Below are 15,962 nucleotides of genomic sequence, written 5' to 3'. Positions count from 1 at the left end.
GCCGCGGCGCGGGGCTGCTCGCCGGTGCCGTCTTCGCGGTGACGCCGGTGGTGGCGTTGATGTTCCGGTTCAACAATCCCGACGCGGTGATGGTCCTGCTGATGACGGCGGGCGCTTACTGCACGATCCGAGCACTGCGGCAGGCGAGTGTGCGGTGGCTGATGCTCGCCGGTGTCGCGCTCGGCTTCGCATTCCTGGCGAAGATGCTCGAGGGATTGATGGTTCTGCCCGCATTGGGCATCGCCTACCTGATCGTCGCGCCGACCAAGCTGCGTACGCGGCTGTGGCATCTGCTGGCCGCGGCGGGCGCGCTGGTCCTCTCCTCCGGCTGGTACGTGGTGCTGACCATCCTGTGGCCGGAATCCTCGCGGCCGTATCTGGCCGGATCCACGAATAACACCTTCATGGATCTGGTGCTCGGCTACAACGGCTTCGCCCGCTTCCTCGGCCGCAACCACAAGGGCGGCAACCGCTTCGAGCTGCCACCGGGCTACGAAATGCCGCACAATGCCGGAGGCGCACAGGGCTTCGGCGGGTTCGGTTCGGGTCCGGACCGGCTGTTCACCGGCGAAATCGGCTACGAGATCTCCTGGTTGCTGCCCGCGGCGATCCTCGCCTTCGTCTTGGTGCTGGCATCCCGGTGGCGCGCACCACGCACCGATCTGGTTCGTGGCGCGGCACTGACCTTCGGCCTGTGGCTGATCATCGACGGCATCGCCTTCTCGACCATGAAGGGCGGCATGCACGCCTACTACACCTTGGCGATCGGTCCCGCCGTTGCGGGAATGTTCGCACTCGGTGTGCACGAGATGTGGCGTCGCCGCGCCGTCGCATTCGGTCGAATCGGCTCCGCCGCACTCATTCTTACCGCCGGTGTCTGGGCATTCGTTGTCCTGCAGCGGAATTCGGATTGGCAGCCGTGGCTGCGCTGGACGATCATCGTGCTCTCGGTGCTCGCGGCGGTCGGTCTGCTCATCGCATCGCTTCCGGTGGCCGGGCGACGTCGCGTGCGGGACCGGGTGACCTCCGTGCTGGTTATCGCGGGCGTCATCGCCGGTCTGGCTGGTTCGACGGCATATGCGGTGGTAACGCTACCGCAGTCGCATACCGGCGGCGGCCCGACGGTCGGCCCGGCCAAGGCGCGCAAGCCCGATTCCCAACAGCAATCCCAGGTGGGCCGGATCATGGGCGGCAACTTCGCGGAGCCGCAAGTGGTGAACATGCTGAGCGACACCACGACCCGCTGGTCGGCGGCCGTGGACCGTTCCTCGACCGCGGCCACCCTCGAATTGGCCAGCCGCACAGCGGTTATCGCGATCGGCGGCTTCACCTCCGAGGATCCGGTGCCCACCCTCGATCAGTTCCAGGAACTGGTCCGCACCCACCAGGTCCGCTATTACCTGGCACAGGAAGTGCAACTGCCCGATTCCTGGCGCGTGCGCAACCAGGGCGATGCCGCGACCCCGGCCCCGGAAGACGAGCCGTGGCGACCCATCGGTCACAAGGACATCGGCGACTGGGTCGCCGCGCACTACCAGGCAGTCCACATCGGCAATGTCGCGGTCTACGACCTGGCCGCGACACCGAACTGAGGGTCCCCGCCGGAACCCGCCGCGCCCATGGGTCGGCGGGTTTCGGCCCGTGTCCTGCGGATCGGCTGCGCGAGGTGAGCATTGCCGAGACCGATTCAAAGGGGTGTCGCCGCACCACCGATGGCATCGCTCTGGTTGAAATCTTTGTGCCACTTCAGATTTGGATGCGGCGCTGTTCTGAGGGCACGTGCGACTTGACAGCGGCGGGCAGAGTGAGTGTATAGTCACTCACATGAGCAGACGCGGTGTTGTCCTTTCTACGTCGGAGATCCGGCGCGATGCGGTGGTTGATGCCGCGATCGCCGAATTCGCGCAGACCGGATACCACGGGACGCCCATCAATGCCGTTGCGGCGCGGGCGAATATCTCGCCCGCCTACGTATTCAAGCTGTTTCCCGGCAAGATCGCGCTGTTCATCGCGGCGCTGGACCGGTGCTACGAGCTGGTGGAGCGAGCGCTGTCCGCGGGTGCCGCGCGGGTCGATGGTGCCGAACCCGATGCCATCCTGCACGAGATGGGTGCGGCGTATGCGGAGTTGATCGCCGATCGAAATCTGTTGCTGCTGCAGGTGCATGCGCAATCGGCGGTCGATATTCCAGAGGTCGCCGATGCGGTGCGTCGTGGGCTCGAGCGCGTGGCGACCTTCGCGAAGACGCGCTCCGGTGCCGATGACGCGGCCGTGCAGCGCTTCATCGCCTACGGTCAACTCTGTCATCTCATCACCACGCTCGGTCTTGATGGTCTCGATGCCGACTGGGCGCGCATGCTGAGTGCCGGTATTCGGCACGTCGATCCGACGACGTGAGGAGTAGTTGTTTCAAACGACCGTTGCCCCTGCGGGGGCACTCTTTTTAACCATGGAGTGACTGTTCGATCACTCACTCTGTATCGAAAGGCAAACCGATGAACACCCAGGCAACCCAGATTCTGCTGCCCGGCCCAGTCGACCCGACGGGCTTGCAGGTTATCCACCGTGAACTGCCCGCACCGGCCGACGGTGAGGCCATGATCGCGGTCGAGGCCAGTGGCGTCTCCTTCGCCGAACAGCAGATGCGCCGGGCGAAGTACTACGACCAGCCGCCCTTCCCGTTCGTGCCCGGCTATGACCTGGTCGGCACGGTGACCGCGATCGGACCCGGCGTGGATCCGGCACTGCTCGGCCGACGTGTCGCCGCACTGACCAAGATCGGCGGTTGGTCGAGTCATATCGTGCTGGCCGCCGCGGATCTGGTTACGGTGCCCGATGGCCTGGATCCCACCGCGGCCGAGACCTTCGTCGTGAACGGTATTACCGCATGGCAGATGCTGCATCGCATCGCCAAGGTTCGCGCAGGTCAGACCATTCTGGTGCACGGCGCCAACGGCGGCGTCGGCTCGACGCTGGTGCAACTGGCCCGCCACGCCGGTATCCGGGTAATCGGCACAGCGTCCGCACAGCATGCCGAGGCGGTCGCGGCACTGGGCGCGGAGGCGATCGACTACCGCGGCGATGTGGTGGCACAGGTTAGAGCGCTGGCGCCGGGCGGGGTCGACGCCGTCTTCGATCATGTCGGTGGGCCCGGTATCGTCGACTCGTTCCGCCTGCTCGCATCGCACGGCACGCTGGTCTCCTACGGCACCGCGTCCACCAAAGACGATCCGGGCAACTCGCGCCTCCCGGTGCTCGCGCTGGTGGGCCGATTGATTTGGTGGAACCTATTGCCCAACAAGCGGAATGCGCACTTCTTCAATATCTGGGCGGGCCAGCGCAACCGCACCCGGTTCCGCGCCGAGATCGCGGCGGATCTCGGCGCGGTATTCGCGCTGGCCGCGGCGGGCAGCCTGCGTGCGCAGGTGGCCGCTCGTATTCCGCTGACCGAGGCCGCCCGCGCGATGGAGCTCGCCGAATCCGGCACCGTCACCGGAAAAGTCGTCCTCGTGCCCGGAAACCCACTGCCGCACTGAATCTTTGGTCAAGCCCCGGTCGTCGAGCCGGGGCAGACGATCATCAGGACGGTGACCACGGCCCACAGGAGGTTGAAGATGCCGGTGAGCATGGCCAATTGGGCGGTGGCGGGGATGGTCTGCGGCAAGGCGGCGAGGATGCGGGATTGGTCGGGCAGGATCGCCAGCGCGAGGATTCCGGCGGCCACACCGGTCAGGGCAATGGATACGGTGAGCCAAATATCGGTGAGGACACCGAGGCCTGCCGCGGTGGCCAGCCCGAAGACCGGAACGGCGAGGCCGATGGTGGCGTAGACGCGGCAGATGCGATGCAGGTTGCGTGCGATGGCCAAGCGATGTGGATCGGTCTGGACCTGGCGGACGGTGGCGGGGAACATGCTGGCCGCCACCGTTACCGGGCCAATGGCGATAATTGCCGCCAGAACATGCAGGGAGAGTAGAAGTTTCGTCACGGGCGGCGCTCCTTCATCTTGTCGGTGCTGCCGACGGTAATGATTGCCGAGCGGTGCGGGTACTGGCGGAATTGCCATATGCCAACGGATTCTCGCCAGGTGCTCTGAACTGCAAAGATCAGCAATGTCGCAGGTCACATCCATTGGCGGGAACCTCGCGATCACCTACGGTATCGGCATGCACACCGTGGCCGTTCTCGCGCTGGACCAGGTCCTGCCCTTCGACTTGTCCACGCCGATCGAATCCTTCACCCGCAGCCGCCTACCCGACGGCCGACCCGCCTATCGGGTTCGCGTCTGCGCGGCCACGCCGACGGTCGAGACCGAACTGTTCACCATCAAGGCGCGTTGGGGGCTGGAGGCACTGGCCGAGGCCGACACGATCGTGCTTCCCGGCTGCGCGGACCCCACCGTTGCGGTCCCGGATGACGTCATCGAGGCACTGCGCGCGGCGGCGGCCAACGGTACCCGCATCGCCTCGATCTGCGTAGGCGCATTCATCCTCGCCGCCACCGGTCTGCTCGACGGCCTGCGTGCCACCACGCACTGGATCGCCGCCTCGACCCTCGCCGCCCGCTATCCCGCCATCGATGTCGACCCCGACGTGCTCTACGTCGACAACGGACAATTCCTTACCTCCGCCGGGGCCGCCGCCGGAATCGACCTGTGCCTGCACATGATTCGCCGCGATCACGGTTCCGCGGTGGCCGCCGATGCCGCCCGACTCGCGGTCGTGCCATTGGAACGCGAAGGGGGACAGGCGCAATTCATCGTGCACGACCAGCCGCCGACCCCGCAGGGTGCGTCGATGGAACCGCTGCTGCGCTGGCTGGAGGAGCACGCCGCGAACGCCCTCACCCTCGAAGATGTCGCAGCTAGAGCCGGTATGAGTCCGCGCACGCTCAACCGCCGCTTCCGCGAACAGACCGGCACCACCCCGCTGCAATGGCTGCACCGCGCCCGCATTCGCCAAGCCCAATACCTGCTCGAAGCCACCGACCATCCGGTCGACCGCATCGCCACCCAGGTCGGGTTCGGTTCGCCCACCGCCTTCCGCGACCGCTTCAAACGGGTGGTCGGCACCAGCCCGCACACCTACCGAACCGCCTTCCGGAGTCGCTGACTCCATGAGGTTGCCATCCGTCTGCTCGTGCTGTCGGCTGGCCCGCCCGCCTGTTTCGGATCGTCACATCGGGGGCACCTTATAGGCATCAGGCATCAGGCATAAGCACCCAGCCTGACAGCGAAATGTGAGGTACCACCATGACAGCGGAAGGGCCGTGGGAGATTCCCCCGCTCGACGACGCTCCGGATATCGCCCGCGCGACCGAGCCGCAGCCGGGAATTACCTTGGCGGACGCCAGAAATTGGCCCGGGTTCGTCCTGCTGATCATCGGCGGACTCGTCGCCATCGTCGCCGCGGTGATCGGGGCGGTCGGCTTTCCGGGCACCGCGTTCATCTTCGCGCTCGCCGCCGTCGCCGCCTCGCTGACCGGTATCGCCCTCGTGCTCTTCGAGCGGCGCGGCCGCCGTCCACAGCCGCGCACCCCGGAGCAGCCCGCCCCCTGGCAGCCGACCGTCCCGCCCGGCGCTTGATTCATCCCTGACATTGCACCTTGGCAACCATCGCCGCGTCGGCATCTGCCGCATTTCGTCGCTCAGCGCCGCGGCCGCGCGTCGAGCGGCATCCTCGGTCAACAGCGATTCGACACCGTCCCTGACGTGCTCGGGCGAGATCAGATCCGGCGAAACCACCTGTGCCGCACCGGCTTTTCAGCGGGCGGCGGTGGGAATTGATCCGCGCCGCGCGGCAGCAGCAGCGGAATCCCGTGCGTCGGCGCGGCGAGAGCGAGTTCGTCAACCGCGCCGACGGGAACGCGAAATAGACTGCGTCAGTGGGCTTTACAGGCGTCCTCGGCGACGTTCTTGGTGGCGTTGAACTTGTCGATCGCGGCATTGAGGGTATCGGTCGGCGCGCGCCGGTCGAGCGTGTCGGCCAGGGCGTTGGTGTCGTCGCGGTAACTGCGCAGCGGGCCGGCGACGGCCAACGGCACGTCGGAGGTCACCTTCGAGTCGATGGTCCGGGCGTTGTTGCGCAGCGCGGTGACGGCGTCATTGGCCTTGGCGTTGGTCTCCGGATCGTTGACGCCCTTGTTGTTGCTCGCGTCGATGTAATCGTTGAAGCTCCGGATCGAGCTGCTGTTCGCGCTGGTGAAGGTGTCGCAGGCGGTGCCAGCCGCACGTTCGGCCGCCGCCGCGCGGGAGGAGGATGCGGCCACCGACGACGCTGTGACCTCGGAGGCGTATGCGGCCAGTTCGGTCTGGTTGACCTGCGCGCTGCCGTTGATCTGTTTCGAGCACGCGCCGATGGTCAGAACACCCACCGCGGTCGCTGCCGCCGCGGCGACGAGGCCCGTCCGCTCTAGTCGTCGCATGTCGGTTCCCCTCTTCCCCTCCGAACATCCGGCCGCTGGAGGAGCGTAGGAAGCCGGACGTAACGACCGTACTTGTTCGCGACCGTCGACGTCAGCCGACCGAACCGATATCGATGACCAACCGATATCGAACGGCCGAAAAAGCACTGGTCAGAACCGCGTGGTCGGTGCGGAGCACACCGGAACGCGATGGTCCCGGTGTGCTCCGCGACGCGGTGTCAGCGCTGGCCGAGCAACCCGCGCATGGTGCCGATTTCGGCCTGCTGGGCGGCGACGACGGCGGTGGCGAGAGCCTTCGCGTCCGGATTGACGCCGCCGTCGAGTTCGGTGTTCGACATGGCGATCGCTCCCGTGTGGTGCTCGATCATCAGCTCCAGCCACTGCCGGTCGAAGTCGGCGCCGGAAGCCGCTGCCAGCGTGTTCATCTGCTCGTTCGACATCATGCCGGGCATTGTGGTCGTGCCGGGCATGTTCATGCTGGTCGTCATCTCCATGTTGTGCCCGCCATGGCCGGAACTGGTGGGCGCGGGCTTACCGAAGCTCTCCAGCAACTTGGTGATCTGCTCCATCTCCGGTGACTGCGCCTTCTCGATATCCGCGGCGAGCGCGCGCACCTGCTCGTTCCGAGTGCGGCTCGGCACCAGCCGCGCCATCTCGACCGCCTGCGCGTGGTGCGGGTACATCATCTGCAGGAAGGTCACGTCCGCGTCGTTGAAATCGCTTCGGGCAGCGGGCTTTCCGGAGCTCACCGACGCGGAGCCGTGATCCATCCCCGGCATGGAGTCGTCATTGCCACAGCCTCCGGCGAAAAGCGCGGCGGCGGTGGACGTTGCGGCAATGGCGACGGTGATTCGGCTACGGGTGCTGAACATGTCTGTGCTCCTGAGGAATTACGAATGAACGGTTTTTCGGGCAGGTTGCAGCCGCGTCCGTTGTTACGGGCGCGGTGGGGTCTGTCAGATCCGCAGAATCGACAATTCGGCCAGGGACAGCACGGTCCACGGTGGTGCGCGTTCGCGTATCGGCCGCCACTGGCGCGGTTTCGACGTACCGCCACCCGGTCGATCGAGGGTGATCCAGTAGAGCAGTACGAGCATCAGGGCGACCGCGACGGCGGTCAGGATGAAGACGCAGGCGTGCATGCCGCCGTGTGCGTGGCCGCAACCGTCATCGGTGCAGTCCGGTTCGGCGGCAGCATTGTGGTCGACGGGCAGTGCCATGGTCGCCATCGTGTGGTGGTCATGGGCGGGAGCGACCGCGAAAACTCCGGCGTGCATGGCGACAATGCCTGCGAGCAGCACCAATACGCCGAGCACCCGGACGAGTCCGGTGGTGCGCGAAGGCGGCTGCGGTTCGACCACAGCGTCATTCTAGAGAGCGCTCGGGCGTCGCACGTTGATACCCCCTGGCCGTATCGGGCACCGGCTAGGTATTCGCGATATCGATGACCAGCCGAGTGGGATTGGTCAGGGTGCTGACCTCGAAGGCCGGACGATCGGTATGCACCCCGATGAACGATTGGGTCGTGCCCTCGAAGACCCCGCTCCGGTACACCCCCGCGACCACCGGCGCACTGGGATCGGTAGCCGGATCAGGACCCGAATACGGCGTCACGCCATTGTCGAACGGATACGCCGACCCGGTGATCTGGACCTCCAGAATCGAGCGGCCCGCGACCTCGACGACCTTGCCGCTGGCGTCCTGGATGGCCTGCTCGGTGTACTGCACGATCCAGCCGGGCGTGCCCGCACCGCCGAGTTCGTAGACCACGCGATCGAAGCCCGCATGGTGCCCTATCCGAATGCCGGACACGGTCAGTCCCGCGTCGGTGGACGGGGTCCCGCGCTTGGGCCCCGCGTCGCGCGGTGCGGTGTCGGGTGCATCGGTGAATGTGCCGGTCGTGGTCGGCGCGGTGGTCGTGGTGGTCGAGCTGGACCCGCCGTCGCCGCAGCCGACGAGCACCGTCGCCGCGGCGGCGACCAACAGCACCATCCTGTTACGCATGTGGCTGATGGTATTGGCCGCGGTTCCCGCCGTCGGGCATTTGCGATGACCCGGTGTTTGGCACCGGAGTGTCGCAGACATGGCGGGGTGGACGCGATCCATCGGCAACGATCTAGCACACTTGAGGTGTGGAAGATGTCGAGGACGTACTTGGCCGGCTGCGGCGGTACCCGGATGTGGAGGCGCTGAACCTCTACGCCGTCGATGCCGCCGACCGGCTGATTCTCGACGTCGCCGCCGAGGCCATCGATACCGCTGGCAGCGGCCGGATCGCGGTGATCGGCGACGCCTACGGGGCGCTCACCCTCGGCGCGATCGCCGGACACGATCTGCGCGATATCCGTGTCCATCAGGACCTGCTCACCGGCGAACTCGCGTTGGCCAGCAATGCCCGCGCGCTCGGTCTCGCGGATCGCTATACCGCACACGCGCTTTCCAAAGAATTGCTCGCCGACGCCGAGGTCGTGCTGCTGCGACTACCGCGCATGCTCGCCGGACTGACCGAGGTCGCCGATGCCATCGCCCGCTACGCGGATCCCGAGGTGACCGTATTCGCGGGCGGGCGCGACAAATATCTGACCAAGTCCATGAACGATGTACTGGCCGAATCGTTCTCGCAGGTGCGCGCGAGCCGGGGTCGGCAGAAGTCCCGCGCGCTATTGGTGAGCGGGCCGAAACCGGTTGCCGCGCCGCCGTTTCCGGTGCGCGAGCGGATCGACGATATCGATATCGACGTCGTCGCGCACGGCGCCGCGTTCTCCGGCGCCAAATTGGATATCGGAACCCGATTCCTGTTGCAGCACTTCAAGTGGATGAAGCCCGATGCCCGCGATGCCATCGATCTCGGTTGCGGTACCGGCATTCTGGCGGTCGCGCTGGCCAAGGCCCGGCCCGGCATCCGGGTGGTCGGCACCGATCAGTCGGCCGCCGCGGTGGCGTCGGCGCGGGCGACCGCGGTGGTCAACGAGGTCGCCGATCGGGTGACCGTGGTGCGCGACGACGCCATGTCCTCCGCCGCCGACAACAGCGCCGATCTGGTGCTGTGCAATCCGCCGTTCCATGTCGGCGCCGCCGTGCACACCGGATCGGCGATCAAGATGTTCGCCGAAACCGGTCGGGTGCTGCGTCCCGGTGGTGAACTGTGGACGGTTTACAACTCACATCTGAACTATCGCGGCGTGGTCCAGCGGATGGTCGGGCAGACCGAGGTGATCGGTCGCAATCGGAAATTCACGGTGACGCGATCCGTGCGTGGACTGCGCGACGTTCAGCGGTAGTAGAGTCCGAATTGTCCGTACCGAAGGGTCGCTCGGGAACTCGGCCGGGTCGATACACGTTGGACAACCTAGTTGGATATCGAGCGACCGGCTCGCATGAGACGGCTCGGGACTGACGGCCACGGCGACGTGGACCACGACTCCAGAAAGGCATCGACGGTGCGCACCACTAGCAATCCGGTTTTTCGTCAACTTCCTCGGCAAGAGGGCAGTGGCTATGCCAACTTCGGATCAGGGGTGGCGGGCGCGGGCCAGATGACCCAGCAGGCCGGTCAGTACCCGCAGTACCCCCAGTATCAGCAGGCCCCGGCCACCCGGGCCATGACCATCGACGATGTGGTCACCAAGACCGCGATCACCCTCGGTGTGCTCGCGCTGTCGGCGATCATCTCCTACGGCCTGACCAACGCGAACACCTCGCTGGCGCCGCTGTTCGTCATCGGCGGCGGTCTGATCGGCTTCGTGCTGGTGCTGGTCGCGACCTTTGCCAGGAAGATGGACAACCCGGTCGTCGTGCTCTCGTACGCGGTCTTCGAGGGTCTGTTCATCGGCGCGCTGTCGTTCATGTTCACCAATATCGAATTCGGCGGCGTCGGCGGCAGTGCCATGATCGCGCAGGCGGTGCTCGGCACCTTCGGCGTCTTCGCGGGCATGCTCGTGGTCTACAAGACCGGTGCGATCCGCGTGACCCCGCGCTTCACCCGAATGATCTTCGGCGCGATGATCGGCATCTTGGTCCTGATCGTCGGCAACCTGATCGCCAGCTTCTTCATCGACGGCGGCCTCGGCCTGCGTGACGGCGGCCCCCTCGCCATCGTCTTCAGCCTGGTCGTGATCGCGGTTGCCGCCTTCAGCTTCCTGCTCGACTTCGACGCCGCCGACCAGCTCATCCGCGCCCAAGCCCCGGAGAAGGCCGCATGGGGCGTCGCCCTCGGCCTGACCGTCACCCTGGTCTGGCTCTACATCGAAATCCTGCGCCTGCTGAGCTACTTCAACAACGACTAGCGATTCGGCTACCGAGAACGGCTCCCTTCCCGATCGGGAAGGGAGCCGTTCTTTGTGTGTATCGAGCACCACCATCGGGCTCAGGTGGCAATGCCGAGACCGGCGGCGTGGAAACTAGCTGAGGCGCTCGATGACCATTGCCATGCCCTGGCCGCCGCCGACACACATGGTCTCCAGGCCGAACTGCTTGTCGTGGGTCTGGAGGTTGTTGATGAGGGTGGCGGTGATGCGGGCGCCGGTCATGCCGAACGGGTGGCCGAGGGCGATGGCGCCACCGGACACGTTCAGCTTGTCGAGGTCCATGTTCAGCTCGCGGGCGGACCCGAGGACCTGGACGGCGAATGCCTCGTTGATCTCGTACAGGTCGAGGTCGTCGATGGTCATCTTGGCGGTCTTCAGGGTCTTGCGGACTGCCTCGATCGGGCCGAGGCCCATGATCTCGGGGGACAGGCCGGAGACGCCGGTGGCGACAATGCGCGCCAGCGGGGTCAGGCCGAGTTCCTTGGCCTTGGTGTCGCTCATGACGACCAGCGCGGCAGCACCGTCGTTGAGCGGACAGGCGTTACCGGCGGTAATGGTGCCGTCCGGGCGGAACACCGGCTTGAGCTGCGAGATCTTCTCGTAGGTTGTGCCTGCGCGCGGGCCGTCGTCGGTGGTGACGATGGTGCCGTCGGGCAGGGTCACCGGGGTGATCTCCCGTTCGAAGAACCCGGCCTTGATGGCCTCCTCGGCGCGGTTCTGTGAGCGCACGCCCCAATGGTCCTGGTCTTCACGGGTGATGCCGGTGTACTGGGCGACGTTCTCGGCGGTCTGGCCCATGGCGATGTAGACGTCGGGCAGGATGCCCGCCGCACGCGGATCGGTCCACAGGTCGGCGCCGCCCTCGGCGCGCTTGGCGGTGCGGGCCTCGGCCTCGGCGAACTCCGGGTTGTGGGTGTCCGGCCAGCCGTCGGCGGTGCCCTTCGGGAACCGCGACACGGTCTCGACACCGGCGGAGATGAACACGTCGCCCTCACCGGCCTTGATGGCGTGGAAGGCCATCCGGGTGGTCTGCAGCGAGGAGGAGCAGTAGCGGTTCAGGGTGACGCCGGGCAGGGTGTCGTAGCCCAGTTGCACGGCCACGTTGCGGGCCATGTTGAAACCGCCCTCACCGGCGGGCTGGCCGCAGCCCAGGATCAGATCATCGATCTGGGTGGGGTCGAGGCCGGGAACCTTGTCCAGGGCCGCGCGGACCATCTGGGCCGCGAGGTCATCCGGCCGCATGCTCACCAGCGAGCCCTTTCCGGCGCGGCCGATCGGCGAGCGAGCATAGGAAACGATGACGGCCTCGGGCATGAGGACTCCTTTGTTGGACGGTCATTGTGCGTCCGGACGGTGTCCGAAACGCGGTCTTCGAACCGTTTGTTACTTGTGCGTTCGAATCGAATCTACGTCGCGTCCTGTTGGGCGGGAACCCGGGGTCGTCTCCTCGAGTGCCTCGATCAGGACCGGGAGCAGCAGCGCGGCCGCCCGTTCGTAACCCGCCGCCGAGGGGTGGAATCCGTCCTCGGAGAACAGCTGCTCGGGTGCGGCACGGAACTCCGAGGCGAGCCGGTCACCCATTGCCACCGGGATGCCACCGGCCATCGTGGTCGCGACCGATTGGGCCCGCGCCAAGCGGATGCTCCAGTTACGGACCACCGTCCGCAGCGGCTGCGGAATTGCCACGACGGTGCCGAGATTCGGGCAGGTGCCGACCACCACGATGCTGTCGGCACGGCGCAGGCGGGCCACCGCGGCGGCGAGCCGGTGCGCGGAGGCGCGGATGGAGTGCTTCTTGGTGACGTCGTTGGCCCCGATGAGGATGACCGCGGCATCCGGCGGCGGTCCGGCGACGAACATCGCGTCGACCTGTCCGGCCAGCCCCTTCGAGGTCGCACCGGATATGGCCTTGGTACTCAACCGGATTCGCTGTCCGGTGGTCTCGGCGAGGCCGCGCGCGATGCGCACGCCGAGGACTTCCTCGGGGGATACGCAGCCGACTCCGGCCGCGGTCGAATCGCCGAAGATCATCAGGTGCACGTCGGCATGCAGCCCGGTGCGCCACGGCTGCGGCGCGAGGCAGCCCGCGGTGTAGATCCCGTCGGCTTCGGGCGGTTTCGACGTATCACGCCCGATGACCCCGCGCGCGACACCGGCCTGTGCCATGAGCAGCCGATAGGTCGCCCACCATGCGGTCCCGGCGCCGGAACCGGCCAATACAGTTGCGGCACCCGTCACTGCCGCGGTCTTCCATAATCCCCCGCCTCCCCGCATCTTTTGCCGGTCGTTGGGAGTCACGGTAGTTGCGTTCCGGGCCGGCGGTTCGGTACACCACAGCTTCTGGGCGTGGCTCCCCCGCCTCCCCGGACCTTCGGCCGGTCGTTGGGTGCGACGACTGTTTCACGCCGGGCCGGCGGTTGAGGGTGTGCCCAAGTTTTGGGCGTACCCGGTGAGTTACCCATGTACATACGAAATCAGTTGTTGCGTTCGGAGGCAACACAAGATGAGCTGCCACACCCGGGTTCCGCATCGGCAGCGCAGTTCCGGTCGGCGCGCCCCTGTGGTGCAGCCAGGCCGCGAACTCGTGGCGCGGCTCAGGCGGGCGGGTCGCCGGGAACGTCGAACCACCCGTGCGCGGGGACACTCGCCGTGTCGGTGCTGACGGTGACCTCGACGCGTCCCGGACCGGTGTCCTGGAACAGGGCGTACTGAATGCTGCCGTAGAGGCCGGTGACCACGTTGTTGTCGTAACTGCCCGTCGCGCCGGTGTTCAGATTGCGCCACGCCACAGTGGTGCGGACCTCACACAGCGGAGCCAGCGGATAGTCGCCGGGTCCGAGACCCACCGCCGGATCCGCGCGCACATTGAGAACGGCCCGGCCCGGCCACTGCGCACTGGTGTCGGCCCAGGTGCGGACGGTCGTCCAGCAGAGGCCGCCGTGCGCCAGCGTCGGCACCTGCGGGAACTGAACGGTCGCGGCCTGTGCGGGGGCAACCCCGACGACTCCGGCGGCCACTGCCATTCCGGCCAGAACTGTCGCGGCGCGAGCGATGTTCGGCTGCTTCATATTTGCGATCCTAGGGAAGTGATCGCCGTCATGTGCGATTTGCCGGGCCGGACGCGCGCGCACGGATACCGACCCCTTCTGCAACGATAGGGGCATGCGCATCGCTGATCACGTCGTTGACCTCATCGGCAATACGCCGCTGGTTCGATTGAACTCGGTGGTGGGCCCCAATGCAGGCATTGTCGCGGCCAAGATCGAATATCTGAATCCGGGCGGTAGCTCCAAGGACCGCATCGCCGTGAAGATGATCGAGGCGGCCGAGGCCTCCGGCGCGCTGCGGCCGGGCGGCACTATTGTCGAGCCGACCTCCGGCAATACCGGTGTCGGGCTCGCGCTGGTCGCGCAGCAGCGCGGCTACCAGTGCGTGTTCGTCTGCCCGGACAAGGTCAGCGAGGACAAGCGCAACGTGCTGCGCGCGTATGGCGCCGAAGTCGTGGTGTGCCCGACCGCAGTGCCCCCGGACCACCCGGACAGCTATTACAGCGTCTCCGACCGGCTGGTCCGCGAGATCGATGGCGCGTGGAAGCCGGACCAGTACTCCAACCCGGGCGGCCCGGACAGCCACTACGAGACCACCGGCCCGGAGATCTGGCGCGATACCGACGGCAAGGTCACCCATTTCGTGGCCGGTGTCGGTACCGGCGGCACCATCACCGGCGCCGGTCGGTATCTGAAGGAAGTCTCCGGCGGCAAGGTGCAGATCGTCGGCGCCGATCCCGAGGGGTCGGTGTACTCCGGCGGCACCGGTCGGCCGTACCTGGTCGAGGGCGTCGGTGAGGACTTCTGGCCCTCGGCCTATGACCCGGCCGTGCCGGACGAGATCATCGCCGTCTCCGATGCCGACTCCTTCGATATGACCCGCAGGCTCGCGCGCGAGGAGGGGCTGCTGGTCGGCGGCTCCTGCGGTATGGCTGTGATCGCGGCCATCGAGGTCGCCCGGCGCGATCCGGATGCGATCGTGGTCGTACTGCTGCCCGACGGCGGCCGTGGCTACCTGTCCAAGATCTTCAACGACCAGTGGATGAGCTCCTACGGCTTCCTGCGGGATCGGATGGACGGCGCAGCTGAGCCGCTGGTCGGCGATGTGCTGCGCGGCAAGTCGGGTGCGCTGCCGGATCTGGTGCACACCCACCCGTCGGAGACCCTGCGCGATGCGATCGAGATCCTGCGCGAGTACGGGGTTTCGCAGATGCCGGTCGTCGGCGCCGAGCCGCCGGTGATGGCGGGCGAGGTCGCGGGTAGCGTGACCGAGCGTGACCTGCTGTCGGCGGTCTTCGAAGGCCGTGCGCAGCTGACGGATTCGGTCGCCCAGCATATGAGCCCGTCATTCCCGCTGATCGGCTCGGGCGAGCCCATTTCGGCCGCGACCAAGGCGCTGTCGGATACCGATGCGTTGATGGTGGTCGAGGACGGCAAGCCCGTCGGTGTGATCACTCGCCACGATCTGCTCGGATTCCTGAGCACCGGCTCTATCTGAGCGTTCGCGTTCCCGTCATGCGGATCGGCGGGGGTGCGAATTGACTTGGGCGGCACCGATAATGAGGTCGCTCCATTGATCGGCGAGCAGAGCGAGGCGGTACCAGGCCGCGTGCACGCGATCGTCGGTGACCTTCTCGGCGGTATGCAATAGGTGGCTGGCATGCACGTAGGCGGCGGCCATCCGATCCATTGTCGCGCCGATGGATTCGGCGCGGATATGTGCGGTCGAGCGTCGCTGCGGCACTCGCGTGATCACCCAGGTATCGATGGCGGAGACGAGTTCGGCTCGGCGGCAATCGATTCCGGCGGTGGCGAGCGGATCGCCGTGCCGCTGCCGGTGCAGGTCGGCGAGCGCGTGTGCCAGCGGAATGAGCGGATGATCCTGTCCCGGCTCGACCGGATGACCGCCGAAGGCGGCGACCAATTCACGTTGATCCGGCAGCGCTCGCGCGCCTTCGATGATCGGGCCGCTACTACGCACGAACATGGCTGGCTCCCAACGGGATCGAGAGCAACCGGCAGGCGGGGTCGGATGAGAGCGCGTGCATCGTGTACCTCCACGGACATTTCGATGCGATTAAGCTTGCGCCTCGTCCCTTGCCAATTCGGTGACATCAAGATGGCACAGCGATGACAGGCAGTAACAATGTTCTCTACACGGTGCAATTCGCGTTGTGAAAGTAGG

Annotated in this window: 17 protein-coding genes; 8 read left to right on the top strand and 9 right to left on the bottom strand. The window is 66.6% G+C overall.

Annotated elements, in window-relative coordinates:
- From NP3_RS00335 to NP3_RS00325, 3 genes are all read left to right on the top strand, one after another.
- On the top strand, nucleotides 1–1,592 hold a 1,592-nt coding region (locus NP3_RS00335), incomplete at its 5' end, for an ArnT family glycosyltransferase (RefSeq protein ID WP_063036559.1).
- Nucleotides 1,593–1,824: 232 nt separating this feature from the next.
- A complete protein-coding gene (locus tag NP3_RS00330) occupies nucleotides 1,825–2,397 on the top strand; it encodes a TetR/AcrR family transcriptional regulator (protein WP_063036557.1) in 573 nt (190 codons plus the stop codon).
- Between the two features lie 98 nt (nucleotides 2,398–2,495).
- Complete coding sequence (locus tag NP3_RS00325) at nucleotides 2,496–3,536, top strand: medium chain dehydrogenase/reductase family protein (RefSeq protein WP_063036555.1); 1,041 nt, start codon at nucleotides 2,496–2,498, stop codon at nucleotides 3,534–3,536.
- A gap of 8 nt (nucleotides 3,537–3,544) precedes the next feature.
- Here the strand turns inward: NP3_RS00325 and NP3_RS00320 are convergent, their stop codons facing one another.
- A complete protein-coding gene (locus NP3_RS00320; protein ID WP_063036553.1) occupies nucleotides 3,545–3,988 on the bottom strand; it encodes a hypothetical protein in 444 nt (147 codons plus the stop codon).
- A gap of 178 nt (nucleotides 3,989–4,166) precedes the next feature.
- Here NP3_RS00320 and NP3_RS00315 point away from each other — a divergent pair, with 178 nt between their 5' ends.
- Together NP3_RS00315 and NP3_RS00310 are read left to right on the top strand one after the other, a co-directional pair.
- Complete coding sequence (locus NP3_RS00315) at nucleotides 4,167–5,111, top strand: GlxA family transcriptional regulator (protein WP_063036564.1); 945 nt, start codon at nucleotides 4,167–4,169, stop codon at nucleotides 5,109–5,111.
- A gap of 140 nt (nucleotides 5,112–5,251) precedes the next feature.
- Nucleotides 5,252–5,584: a hypothetical protein gene (locus NP3_RS00310; protein ID WP_063036551.1), complete on the top strand. Its 333-nt coding sequence runs from the start codon at nucleotides 5,252–5,254 to the stop codon at nucleotides 5,582–5,584.
- Between the two features lie 296 nt (nucleotides 5,585–5,880).
- Here the strand turns inward: NP3_RS00310 and NP3_RS00305 are convergent, their stop codons facing one another.
- The 4 genes from NP3_RS00305 to NP3_RS00290 all read right to left on the bottom strand — a co-directional run bounded on the left by NP3_RS00305 (nucleotide 5,881) and on the right by NP3_RS00290 (nucleotide 8,427).
- Entirely contained in the window at nucleotides 5,881–6,423 is a 543-nt protein-coding gene (locus tag NP3_RS00305) for an Rv2240c family protein (RefSeq protein WP_063036549.1), read from the bottom strand.
- 218 nt (nucleotides 6,424–6,641) lie between these two features.
- On the bottom strand, nucleotides 6,642–7,295 hold the full coding sequence (locus NP3_RS00300) for a DUF305 domain-containing protein (protein ID WP_063036547.1): 654 nt from the start codon (nucleotides 7,293–7,295) through the stop codon (nucleotides 6,642–6,644).
- 84 nt (nucleotides 7,296–7,379) lie between these two features.
- Nucleotides 7,380–7,784: a DUF6153 family protein gene (locus NP3_RS00295; RefSeq protein ID WP_063036545.1), complete on the bottom strand. Its 405-nt coding sequence runs from the start codon at nucleotides 7,782–7,784 to the stop codon at nucleotides 7,380–7,382.
- Nucleotides 7,785–7,848: 64 nt separating this feature from the next.
- Complete coding sequence (locus tag NP3_RS00290) at nucleotides 7,849–8,427, bottom strand: AMIN-like domain-containing (lipo)protein (RefSeq protein WP_063036543.1); 579 nt, start codon at nucleotides 8,425–8,427, stop codon at nucleotides 7,849–7,851.
- A 128-nt stretch (nucleotides 8,428–8,555) separates the two neighbouring features.
- Here NP3_RS00290 and NP3_RS00285 point away from each other — a divergent pair, with 128 nt between their 5' ends.
- Together NP3_RS00285 and NP3_RS00280 are read left to right on the top strand one after the other, a co-directional pair.
- Nucleotides 8,556–9,704 carry a methyltransferase gene (locus tag NP3_RS00285; RefSeq protein WP_063036541.1) on the top strand — a complete coding sequence of 383 codons (1,149 nt, stop codon included), beginning with the start codon at nucleotides 8,556–8,558 and terminating at the stop codon, nucleotides 9,702–9,704.
- 159 nt (nucleotides 9,705–9,863) lie between these two features.
- The gene (locus NP3_RS00280; RefSeq protein WP_063036562.1) at nucleotides 9,864–10,709 is read left to right on the top strand and encodes a Bax inhibitor-1/YccA family protein; all 846 of its coding nucleotides are present in this window, start codon (nucleotides 9,864–9,866) and stop codon (nucleotides 10,707–10,709) included.
- A gap of 114 nt (nucleotides 10,710–10,823) precedes the next feature.
- On the opposite strand, the gene NP3_RS00275 is transcribed toward NP3_RS00280, so the two are convergent.
- The 3 genes from NP3_RS00275 to NP3_RS00265 form a co-directional block, all read right to left on the bottom strand.
- Nucleotides 10,824–12,044 (bottom strand): acetyl-CoA C-acetyltransferase, encoded by a 1,221-nt coding sequence (locus NP3_RS00275; RefSeq protein WP_063036539.1) that lies wholly within the window; start codon nucleotides 12,042–12,044, stop codon nucleotides 10,824–10,826.
- A gap of 69 nt (nucleotides 12,045–12,113) precedes the next feature.
- Nucleotides 12,114–13,004 carry an SGNH/GDSL hydrolase family protein gene (locus NP3_RS00270; protein WP_063036560.1) on the bottom strand — a complete coding sequence of 297 codons (891 nt, stop codon included), beginning with the start codon at nucleotides 13,002–13,004 and terminating at the stop codon, nucleotides 12,114–12,116.
- Between the two features lie 320 nt (nucleotides 13,005–13,324).
- A complete protein-coding gene (locus NP3_RS00265; protein WP_063036537.1) occupies nucleotides 13,325–13,798 on the bottom strand; it encodes a hypothetical protein in 474 nt (157 codons plus the stop codon).
- 94 nt (nucleotides 13,799–13,892) lie between these two features.
- On the opposite strand from NP3_RS00265, the gene NP3_RS00260 reads away from it, so the two are divergent.
- Nucleotides 13,893–15,275, top strand: a complete 1,383-nt coding sequence (locus tag NP3_RS00260) for a cystathionine beta-synthase (protein ID WP_063036535.1) — start codon at nucleotides 13,893–13,895, stop codon at nucleotides 15,273–15,275.
- A gap of 15 nt (nucleotides 15,276–15,290) precedes the next feature.
- Here NP3_RS00260 and NP3_RS00255 read toward each other — a convergent pair whose 3' ends face one another.
- A complete protein-coding gene (locus NP3_RS00255; RefSeq protein ID WP_063036533.1) occupies nucleotides 15,291–15,764 on the bottom strand; it encodes a DUF4254 domain-containing protein in 474 nt (157 codons plus the stop codon).
- Between the last annotated feature and the right edge of the window lie 198 nt (nucleotides 15,765–15,962).

The sequence above is a fragment of the Nocardia pseudovaccinii NBRC 100343 genome (assembly GCF_001613225.1).
Lineage (GTDB): Bacteria > Actinomycetota > Actinomycetes > Mycobacteriales > Mycobacteriaceae > Nocardia > Nocardia pseudovaccinii.
The sequence above is the reverse complement of the archived record's forward strand: the minus strand, read 5'-3'. Positions and strand labels throughout refer to the sequence as shown.

What these genes read in the sequence shown, in the direction of transcription:
- NP3_RS00330 (WP_063036557.1), top strand. Translation starts at nt 1,825, where the DNA reads ATGAGCAGACGCGGTGTTGTCCTTTCTACGTCGGAGATCCGGCGCGAT.
- NP3_RS00325 (WP_063036555.1), top strand. Translation starts at nt 2,496, where the DNA reads ATGAACACCCAGGCAACCCAGATTCTGCTGCCCGGCCCAGTCGACCCG.
- NP3_RS00315 (WP_063036564.1), top strand. Translation starts at nt 4,167, where the DNA reads ATGCACACCGTGGCCGTTCTCGCGCTGGACCAGGTCCTGCCCTTCGAC.
- NP3_RS00310 (WP_063036551.1), top strand. Translation starts at nt 5,252, where the DNA reads ATGACAGCGGAAGGGCCGTGGGAGATTCCCCCGCTCGACGACGCTCCG.
- NP3_RS00305 (WP_063036549.1), bottom strand. Translation starts at nt 6,423, where the DNA reads ATGCGACGACTAGAGCGGACGGGCCTCGTCGCCGCGGCGGCAGCGACC.
- NP3_RS00300 (WP_063036547.1), bottom strand. Translation starts at nt 7,295, where the DNA reads ATGTTCAGCACCCGTAGCCGAATCACCGTCGCCATTGCCGCAACGTCC.
- NP3_RS00290 (WP_063036543.1), bottom strand. Translation starts at nt 8,427, where the DNA reads ATGCGTAACAGGATGGTGCTGTTGGTCGCCGCCGCGGCGACGGTGCTC.
- NP3_RS00275 (WP_063036539.1), bottom strand. Translation starts at nt 12,044, where the DNA reads ATGCCCGAGGCCGTCATCGTTTCCTATGCTCGCTCGCCGATCGGCCGC.
- NP3_RS00270 (WP_063036560.1), bottom strand. Translation starts at nt 13,004, where the DNA reads ATGCGGGGAGGCGGGGGATTATGGAAGACCGCGGCAGTGACGGGTGCC.
- NP3_RS00265 (WP_063036537.1), bottom strand. Translation starts at nt 13,798, where the DNA reads ATGAAGCAGCCGAACATCGCTCGCGCCGCGACAGTTCTGGCCGGAATG.
- NP3_RS00260 (WP_063036535.1), top strand. Translation starts at nt 13,893, where the DNA reads ATGCGCATCGCTGATCACGTCGTTGACCTCATCGGCAATACGCCGCTG.
- NP3_RS00255 (WP_063036533.1), bottom strand. Translation starts at nt 15,764, where the DNA reads ATGTTCGTGCGTAGTAGCGGCCCGATCATCGAAGGCGCGCGAGCGCTG.